Raw genomic sequence first — 8,633 nt, 5'->3', positions numbered from 1 at the left:
CGGCGCAGCTCGGCGGCACGGCGCGCCGCTTCCAGCGCGGCCGGCGTGGGCCGCTTGCGCCGCCCGGCCCGCTCGAACAGCACGCAGCCCCAGTGCCGCTCCAACGCCTGCATCGCCTGCGCGATGGCGCTCTGGCTCACGCCCGCGGCCCGCGCCGCGGCCGACTGGCTGCCGTGCTGCACCACGAGCTCCAGGTACTGCAGGTGTTTCAGATACATCAGATCGGCTTATACATCCGGCCCCGCGCCGGGTTGTGGCGGGGGCGTCGGGGGCTCAGCATTTGAGCCAGCTCAAGACCAGCGCTTGATTGAAAGCGCGCAGGAGACAAGCCATGACGACCCTTTCTCGCCGCCGCCTGCTCGCGGCCAGCGCATGGACACTGCTGGCCGGCACCGCCGCCGCGCAGTCCTTCCCAAGCAAGCCCATCACCCTCGTCGCGCCTTTTCCGGCGGGCGGCCCGCTGGACGTGGTGGCGCGCGCCCTGGGCGAGCAGTTGGCCGCGGGCCTGAAGCAGCCGGTGGTGGTGGACAACCGCTCCGGCGCCACCGGCAACATCGGCGCGCAGGCCGTGGCGCGCGCCCCGGCCGACGGCCACACGCTGCTGCTGACCATCGACACCAGCCTCACCGCCAACCCCACGCTCTACGGCAAGCGCATGGGCTTCGACGTCGAGCGCGACCTGCGCCCCGTGGCCACGACGGCGAGCTTCAGCCAGATGCTGGTGGTCACTCCGGCCAGCGGCATCCAGGACTTCAAGGGCTTCATGGAGCGTGCCCGCAAGGGCCTGAACTACGGCTCCGCCGGCAATGCCAGCCCGGGACACCTGACGATGGAGGCGCTGGGCTCGCTCATCGGTGGCGAGCTCAACCACGTGCCCTACCGCGGCAACGCGCCGGCAGTGACGGACCTGCTCGGCGGCCAGATCCCGGCGGGCTTCGTCGCCATTCCCTCGGTGGCCCAGCACGTGGACGGCGGCAAGCTCAAGGCGCTGGCCGTCTCGGGCAGCAAGCGCTCGCCGCTGGCGCCCCAGGTGCCGACCATCGCCGAGTTGGGCTACGCCGGCGCCACCACCGACTTCAGCTTCGTGCTGATGGCGCCCGCGGGCACGCCCGACGGCGTCGTGAAGCGGCTGCACGAGGAAACGGTGCGCGCGCTGGCGCAGGAGACGGTGGTGCAGCGGCTGCGCGCCCTGGACCTCGTGTCCGCGCCCACCGGCCCCGGGCAGACCGCCTCCCTCCTGCGCGAAGGCCGCGCCCGCTGGGCCCGCGTCATCCAGGAGCGCCGCATCACCGCCGACCAGTGAACCCCGCCATGACCACCAAGCGCCCCAACTTCATCTTCATCCTGGCCGACGACCTCGGCTATGCCGACCTGGGCTGCACCGGTGCGCGCGCGCCGGTCTCGCCCAACCTGGACCGCATGGCCGCCGCGGGCCTGCTGTTCACGCACGGCTATTCGAACTCGCCCGTGTGCTCGCCCACGCGCTTCGCGCTGATCACCGGACGCTGGCAGTACCGGCTGCGCGGCGCGGCCGAGGAGCCCATGACCGGACGCTTCCGCGGCGACAAGATCGTGGGCCTGCCGCCGGAGCACCCCACGCTGCCTTCAATGCTGCGCGACGCGGGCTACCGCACTGCGCTGGTGGGCAAGTGGCACCTGGGCTACCCGCCGCATTTCGGCCCGCTCAAGAGCGGCTACCAGGAGTTCTTCGGCCCCATGTCCGGCGGCGTGGACTACTTCAACTACACCGACAGCATCGGCAAGCGCGACCTGTGGGAAGGCGAAGCGCCGGCCGAGGACCACGGCTACCTGACCGATGCGCTCAGCGACCGCGCCGTGCGCTTCATCGATGACGTGGCCGAGGGGCAACCCTTCCTGCTGAGCCTGCACTACACCGCGCCGCACTGGCCTTGGGAGACGCGCGAGGACCACGCCGAGTCGCAGCGCATCGGCGGGCGCATCAACCACGTGGACGGCGGCTCGCTGGCGACCTACCGCCGCATGATCCACCACATGGACGAAGGCATCGGCCGGGTGCTGGCGGCCCTGGAAGCCAAGGGGCTGGCCGAGGACACGCTGGTGGTGTTCACCAGCGACAACGGCGGCGAGCGCTTCTCGGACACCTGGCCCTTCGTGGGCCAGAAGATGGACCTGCTCGAAGGCGGCATCCGCGTGCCGCTGATCGCGCGCTGGCCCGCGCGCATCGCGCCGGGCAGCGTCAGCGCCACGCCGGCCCTGACCATGGACTGGTGCGCCACGATGCTGGAGGCCGCCGGCGTGGCGCCGCACCCGGAGTACCCGCTGGACGGCCTGAGCCTGCTGCCGCTGTTCGCCGACCCGGCCTGGAACCCGCAGCGCCGCCTGTACTGGCGCATGCTGCACCGCCGCCAGGCGGCGCTGCGCGACGGCCATTGGAAATACCTCGCCATGGACGGGCACGAGTACCTGTTCGACCTCGCGACGGACGAGCGCGAGCGCGCCAACCAGGCCCGGCGCGAACCCGAGCGGCTGGCGGCGATGCGGCAGGCCTGGCAGGAGTGGGCGGCGGGGCTGCCGCCGATCCCGGAGGAAGCGCGGGCCACCCTGGTGTTCGGCGAGGCCGAGATTCCGCGCGCTTCGCATTGAGGCCCGCTGGCCGGCGCTGCAAGGCGGATGCGGGCGTGCCGGGCTGCATGCCGGCACGGGCGGAAGGGGTGGGCTGCGCAGGGTCAGTAAGATTTCGCCCTTTACGCTCCCAGCCCCATCACCTTATGAGCACCGAGAAGTTCGACGGCGTGACCGTCGCCACCCGCGCCAACGTCTATTTCGACGGCAAGTGCGTGAGCCACGGCATCACGCTGGCCGACGGCACGAAGAAGTCCGTGGGCGTGATCCTGCCCGCGACACTGACCTTCAACACCGGCGCGGCCGAGGTGATGGAGTGCGTGGCGGGCTTCTGCGAGTACAAGCTCGCGGGCAGCGACGAATGGCGCCGCTCCGGCGCCGGCGAGCAGTTCAGCATCCCGGCGAACTCCAGCTTCGAGATCCGCGTGACGGAGCCCTACCACTACATCTGCCACTTCGCCTGAAGCGAGCACCCAGCATGGCCACCATCCTCGAAAACCTGCCCGTCGGCCAGAAGGTCGGCATCGCCTTCTCCGGCGGCCTGGACACCAGCGCCGCGCTGCACTGGATGCGCAAGAAGGGCGCCGTCCCCTACGCCTACACCGCCAACCTCGGCCAGCCCGACGAGCCCGACTACGACGCCATCCCGCGCAAGGCCATGGAGTACGGCGCGGAAGCCGCCCGGCTCATCGACTGCCGGCTGCAACTGGCGCACGAAGGCATCGCCGCGCTGCAGTGCGGCGCCTTCCACATCTCCACCGCGGGCGTGACCTACTTCAACACCACGCCGCTGGGCCGCGCCGTCACCGGCACGATGCTGGTGGCCGCGATGAAGGAGGACGACGTCCACATCTGGGGCGACGGCAGCACCTTCAAGGGCAACGACATCGAGCGCTTCTACCGCTACGGGCTGCTGACCAACCCGGCGCTGCGCATCTACAAGCCCTGGCTGGACCAGACCTTCATCGACGAGCTCGGCGGCCGCGCCGAGATGTCGGCGTTCATGACGGCCGCGGGCTTCGGCTACAAGATGTCCGCCGAGAAGGCCTACTCGACCGACTCCAACATGCTCGGCGCCACGCACGAGGCCAAGGACCTGGAGCACCTGAACTCCGGCATCAAGATCGTCAATCCGATCATGGGCGTGGCGTTCTGGAAGGACGAGGTCCAGGTCAAGGCCGAGGAAGTGCGCGTGCGCTTCGAGGAGGGCCAGCCCGTGGCCCTCAACGGCCAGACCTTCGACAACCCCGTCGAGCTGATCCTGGAAGCCAACCGCATCGGCGGTCGCCACGGCCTGGGCATGAGCGACCAGATCGAGAACCGCATCATCGAGGCCAAGAGCCGCGGCATCTACGAGGCCCCGGGCCTGGCGCTGCTGTTCATCGCCTACGAGCGGCTGGTCACCGGCATCCACAACGAGGACACCATCGAGCAGTACCGCGACAACGGCCGCCGCCTGGGCCGCCTGCTCTACCAGGGCCGCTGGTTCGACCCGCAGGCCATCATGCTGCGCGAGACCGCCCAGCGCTGGGTGGCGCGCGCCGTCACCGGCGAGGTCACGCTGGAACTGCGCCGCGGCAACGACTACTCGATCCTCAACACCGAGTCGCCGAACCTCACCTACCACCCCGAGCGCCTGACGATGGAAAAGGGCGAATCGGTGTTCTCGCCGCGTGACCGTATCGGCCAGCTGACCATGCGCAATCTCGACATCACCGACACGCGCGACAAGCTGGGCATTTACAGCCGAACCGGGCTGCTGAGCACCGGCGGCGATGCGCCGCTGCCCAGTCTCGAATAAGGCCCGGGTTGCCTGAAGCGGGCCGCCAAAACGGCCCGTGGAATGGGAAGCCACTCCTGAAAATCGGCCCATGCAGCTTGAACTGCATGGGCCGATTCATTTTCCGGGCCCGAATGTCCGCCATCGGACCGGCCGCCATGCCGTGACGGGTCTTCACCCGGCCTAAGTACTAACCCTGGTGACTAGAAATCCATAGGAACCTAATATTCACAGGTGGCCTGACCACTCGGCCACCTGAGAGCCAAACCAAGCGCGTCGCCGGTGTGCGCAGTCCGTTACCCGGTTTTTCCTGTTGAACGCCCATGCCACTGCAGATCGTCACCACCCAGCGCCTGTACCGCCAGATCGCCGACCAGCTTGCCGAGCTGATCGCCAAGGGCGAGTACGCGCCGGGCGCGCGCCTGCCCTCGGAGCGGGACCTGGCGCAGCAGCTGGGCGTGAGCCGGGCCTCGGTACGCGAGGCCCTCATCGCCCTGGAGATCGACGGGCTCATCGACATCCGCGTCGGCATGGGCGTGTTCGTCACGCCGAAGCGGCTCATGCTGGCCAACACCTCGCTGATCGCCGATCCGGGTCCCTTCGAGGTGATCGCGGCGCGGCAGCTCATCGAATGCGAAACGGCTGCCATGGCGGCCCGCAATGCCACGACGGCGGACCACGCCCGCATCGAGGAAACGCTGGGCATGATGGAAGAGGAGTTCAGCGCCCGCTCCACCGCCCTCGATGCGGACTGCCTGTTCCACGTGCGCATCGCCGAGGCCTGCGCCAACGGCGCGCTGGCGCACGTGGTGCAGCAGCTCTGGAACTTCAGGTACAGCTCGATGTTCCGCAAGATCGACGAACACTTCGACAACCCGCGGCGCCACGCCGAGGCGATCGAGGAGCACCGCGGCATCGTGGACGCCATCGTCCGCCGCGACGCCGAGGCCGCCCGCGCCGCCATGCACAGGCACCTGGACCACGTGAAACTCTCGCTCGAACGCAATTGGGACCAGGCCAATCCCAATGCTGAAACCAGCCCGAGGGGCGCCGCCTACAGCTGAGTTTCGAAACCCCCTGAATTTCCATCGCTGATTCAGCCCCCGGCACGGCGCCGCGGGGCCGGGCGGAGCTTTGTGAAAAACCCGCAGTACCCAACCCCGGCCATCAATTCCAGGCCTGATTTCATTCAGGCGTGGAAAAACGATGAGGCACCGCCGGACCAGGATTCTTGAAGTAAAGACATGAGCGAACACCTATCTCCCGTCATCCGCCTGCACCCGCAGGACGACGTCGTGATCGCGCGGCGCCAACTGCTGTCGGGCCAGTCCGTCGCCGAGGAAGGCATCACGGTGTCCGGGCTCGTGCCCGCCGGCCACAAGCTGGCGGTGCGCGACATCGCCGAAGGCGCGCCGGTGCGCCGCTACGGCCAGGTCATCGGCATTGCCACGCAGCCCATCCGTGCCGGCCAGCACGTGCACGTGCACAACCTCGGCATGGCCAGCTTCGAGCGCGAGCACCGCTTCGGCGCGCAGGCCCGCGCGCTCGCACCCATCACGCCCGCGGCCACCTTCCAAGGCATCGTGCGCCCCGACGGCCGCGTGGCCACGCGCAACTACGTGGGCGTGCTGACCTCGGTGAACTGCTCGGCCACGGTGGCGCGCGCCATCGCCGACCACTTCCGCCGCGACCTGCGCCCCGAGGCGCTGGAAGCCTTCCCGAACGTGGACGGCGTGGTGGCGCTCACGCACGGCAGCGGCTGCGCCATCGACGCGCAGGGCGAGGGCCTGCGCGTGCTGCGCCGCACGCTGGCGGGCTACGCGCGGCACGCCAACTTCGCGGCCGTGCTGGTGGTGGGCTTGGGCTGCGAGACGAACCAGATCGCCGAGCTGGTGGAGCAGGAAGGCTTGTCAAGCCAGGCGCGGCTGCACGGCTTCACGATCCAGGACAGCGGCGGCACGGCCAACGCCGTGGCCCACGGCATCGAGCAGGTGCGCGCGCTGCTGCCGCAGGCCAACGCGGTGCGGCGCGGGCCGGTGAGCGCGAGCCACCTCACGGTGGGCCTGCAGTGCGGCGGCTCCGACGGCTACTCCGGCATCACCGCCAACCCGGCGCTGGGCGCGGCCATGGACCTGCTGGTGCGCCATGGCGGCACGGCCATCCTGTCGGAGACGCCGGAGATCTACGGCGCGGAGCACCTGCTGACGCAGCGCGCCGTGAACGAGGAAGTCGCGCACAAGCTGCTGGCGCGCATCCGCTGGTGGGAGCAGCACTGCGAGCGCATGGGCGCGGAGCTCAACAACAACCCCTCGGCCGGCAACAAGGCCGGCGGCCTGACCACCATCCTGGAGAAGTCGCTGGGCGCGGTCGCCAAGGGCGGCACCACGAACCTGGTGGACGTGGTCGAGTACGCGCAGCCGGTGCGCGCCAAGGGGCTGGTGTTCATGGACACGCCCGGCTACGACCCGGTTTCCGCCACCGGCCAGGTGGCCGGCGGCGCCAACCTGATCTGCTTCACCACCGGCCGCGGCTCGGCCTACGGCTGCGCGCCCGCGCCCTCGCTGAAGCTGGCCACCAACTCGGCACTGTGGCGCCGGCAGCAGGACGACATGGACATCGACTGCGGCGGCATCGCCGAAGGGCTGGAAAGCATCGAGGCCGCCGGCGAACGCATTTTCGAGCTGCTGCTGCGCGTCGCTTCCGGCGAGCGCACCCGCAGCGAGATCCACGGCTACGGGCAGAACGAGTTCGTGCCCTGGCAGCTCGGTGCCATCACCTGAACCTGCATCACCCCTGACCACTTACGGAGACAAGACATGAACCGCATCCGTCGCAACCTTCTCGCCACCGCGCTGTCCGGCGCTTTCGCGGCCGCCGCGCTGCTGTCCTCCACCGTCGCCCACGCGGCGGACCTCAAGGAGCGCTCATTCAAGTTCGCCTCGGCGCAAAGCGCGGACCATCCGTTCAGCAAGGGCGGGCAGAAGTTCGCCGAGCTGGTGGTGGCCAAGAGCGGCGGCAAGATGAAAGCCAAGCTCTTCGCCGGCGGCACGCTGGGCGGCGACGCGCAGGTCATCTCCTCGCTGCAGGGCGGCATGGTGGACGCCACCTTCGTCAGCCCGGGCCTGCTGTCCACCATGAACAAGGACTTCGGCATCTTCTACCTGCCCATGGCCTTCAACGACGCGCGCGAGGCCGACCAGGTGGTGGACGGCCCCTTCGGCCGCAAGCTGCTGGACAAGCTGCCCGAAAAGGGCCTGGTGGGCCTGGCCTACTGGGAGAACGGCTTCCGCTCCATCACCAACAGCAAGCGCCCGATCACCAAGTGGGAGGACCTGCAGGGGCTGAAGATGCGCTCGATCCAGATCCCCATCTTCTTGGACATCTACAACACGCTGGGCGCCAACCCGGTGCCGCTGGCCTTCACGGAGCTGTATTCGGCGCTGGAGAGCAAGGCCGTGGACGGCCAGGACAACCCGCTGCCCACCATCGAGACCGGCCGCTTCGACGAGGTGCAGAAGTACCTGTCGCTCACGCGCATCGTCTACGACCCGCTGATCGTGCTGTTCAGCAAGAGGACCTGGGACAAGCTCAGCGCCGACGAGCAGAAGATCCTGACGGAGGCGGCCCGCGAAGCCACGGCCTACCAGCGCAAGATCAACCGCGAGGCCGAGGCCGCGGCGCTCAAGAGCTTCGGCAGCAAGGGCATGGCCGTGAACGAGCTCAGCGCCGCGGAGCGCGACCGTCTGCGCGACAAGCTCAAGCCGGTGGCACAGAGCTACGTCAAGAGCCTGGACCCGGCGCTGGTGAACGAATTCCAGAACGAGATCGCCAAGGCCCGCGCCGCCACCACCGCGGCGAAGTAAGAGCACCCATCCCGCCGGCCCGGCGCCGCCTCGCGCCGGAACCGCAACGGTCATCCGGCTTGAACGGCGCGCGGCATCGGCTTCGATGCTCTTTGCACTGCGTCCGGGTTAGTACGAATGCCTAAGAAACCGGTTTCTGTAAACTCTCGGAAACCGGTTTCGATTTTATGCGGCCTTGAAGACGCGCCGGACAGCGCTGTCCGAACTCACTTTGCCGGGGCACACCCGCACTGCGCTCCCGATCCGCTCCCTTGCGCGCTGACTACAGCCAGGAGACCCCTCAATGAACAAATTTCTCAATGCGTACTGCCGCCTGCTCGACGCGCTGATTGCCTTGGCGCTGGCCATCATGGTGGTGCTGGTGTTCGGCAACGTGGTGCTGCGCT

Annotated in this window: 8 protein-coding genes and 1 pseudogene; 8 read left to right on the top strand and 1 reads right to left on the bottom strand. The window is 68.9% G+C overall.

Annotation, left to right across the window (positions count from 1 at the left end):
* Positions 1 to 218, bottom strand: a 218-nt coding sequence (locus Q0741_RS16855) for a LysR family transcriptional regulator (protein WP_298234357.1), incomplete at its 3' end; no start/stop codon positions are given.
* 113 nt (positions 219 to 331) lie between these two features.
* On the opposite strand from Q0741_RS16855, the gene Q0741_RS16850 reads away from it, so the two are divergent.
* The 8 genes and pseudogenes from Q0741_RS16850 to Q0741_RS16815 form a co-directional block, all read left to right on the top strand.
* Entirely contained in the window at positions 332 to 1,303 is a 972-nt protein-coding gene (locus Q0741_RS16850) for a tripartite tricarboxylate transporter substrate binding protein (RefSeq protein ID WP_298234356.1), read from the top strand.
* An 8-nt stretch (positions 1,304 to 1,311) separates the two neighbouring features.
* Positions 1,312 to 2,625, top strand: a complete 1,314-nt coding sequence (locus Q0741_RS16845) for a sulfatase-like hydrolase/transferase (RefSeq protein ID WP_298234355.1) — start codon at positions 1,312 to 1,314, stop codon at positions 2,623 to 2,625.
* A gap of 125 nt (positions 2,626 to 2,750) precedes the next feature.
* Positions 2,751 to 3,068 carry a pyrimidine/purine nucleoside phosphorylase gene (locus Q0741_RS16840; RefSeq protein WP_028998711.1) on the top strand — a complete coding sequence of 106 codons (318 nt, stop codon included), beginning with the start codon at positions 2,751 to 2,753 and terminating at the stop codon, positions 3,066 to 3,068.
* A 14-nt stretch (positions 3,069 to 3,082) separates the two neighbouring features.
* Positions 3,083 to 4,405, top strand: coding sequence for an argininosuccinate synthase (gene argG, locus Q0741_RS16835; RefSeq protein WP_298234354.1), 1,323 nt, complete (start codon positions 3,083 to 3,085; stop codon positions 4,403 to 4,405).
* Between the two features lie 302 nt (positions 4,406 to 4,707).
* A complete protein-coding gene (locus Q0741_RS16830; protein WP_298234353.1) occupies positions 4,708 to 5,448 on the top strand; it encodes a FadR/GntR family transcriptional regulator in 741 nt (246 codons plus the stop codon).
* A gap of 180 nt (positions 5,449 to 5,628) precedes the next feature.
* Positions 5,629 to 7,164 carry a UxaA family hydrolase gene (locus tag Q0741_RS16825; RefSeq protein ID WP_298234352.1) on the top strand — a complete coding sequence of 512 codons (1,536 nt, stop codon included), beginning with the start codon at positions 5,629 to 5,631 and terminating at the stop codon, positions 7,162 to 7,164.
* A gap of 36 nt (positions 7,165 to 7,200) precedes the next feature.
* A complete protein-coding gene (locus Q0741_RS16820) occupies positions 7,201 to 8,247 on the top strand; it encodes a TRAP transporter substrate-binding protein (protein WP_298234351.1) in 1,047 nt (348 codons plus the stop codon).
* Positions 8,248 to 8,530: 283 nt separating this feature from the next.
* Positions 8,531 to 8,633, top strand: a pseudogene (locus tag Q0741_RS16815) (TRAP transporter small permease); the annotation flags it as partial.

Origin of the sequence: uncultured Azohydromonas sp., from assembly GCF_937926365.1 — a bacterium.
GTDB lineage: Bacteria > Pseudomonadota > Gammaproteobacteria > Burkholderiales > Burkholderiaceae_C > Azohydromonas.
The sequence above is the reverse complement of the archived record's forward strand: the minus strand, read 5'-3'. Positions and strand labels throughout refer to the sequence as shown.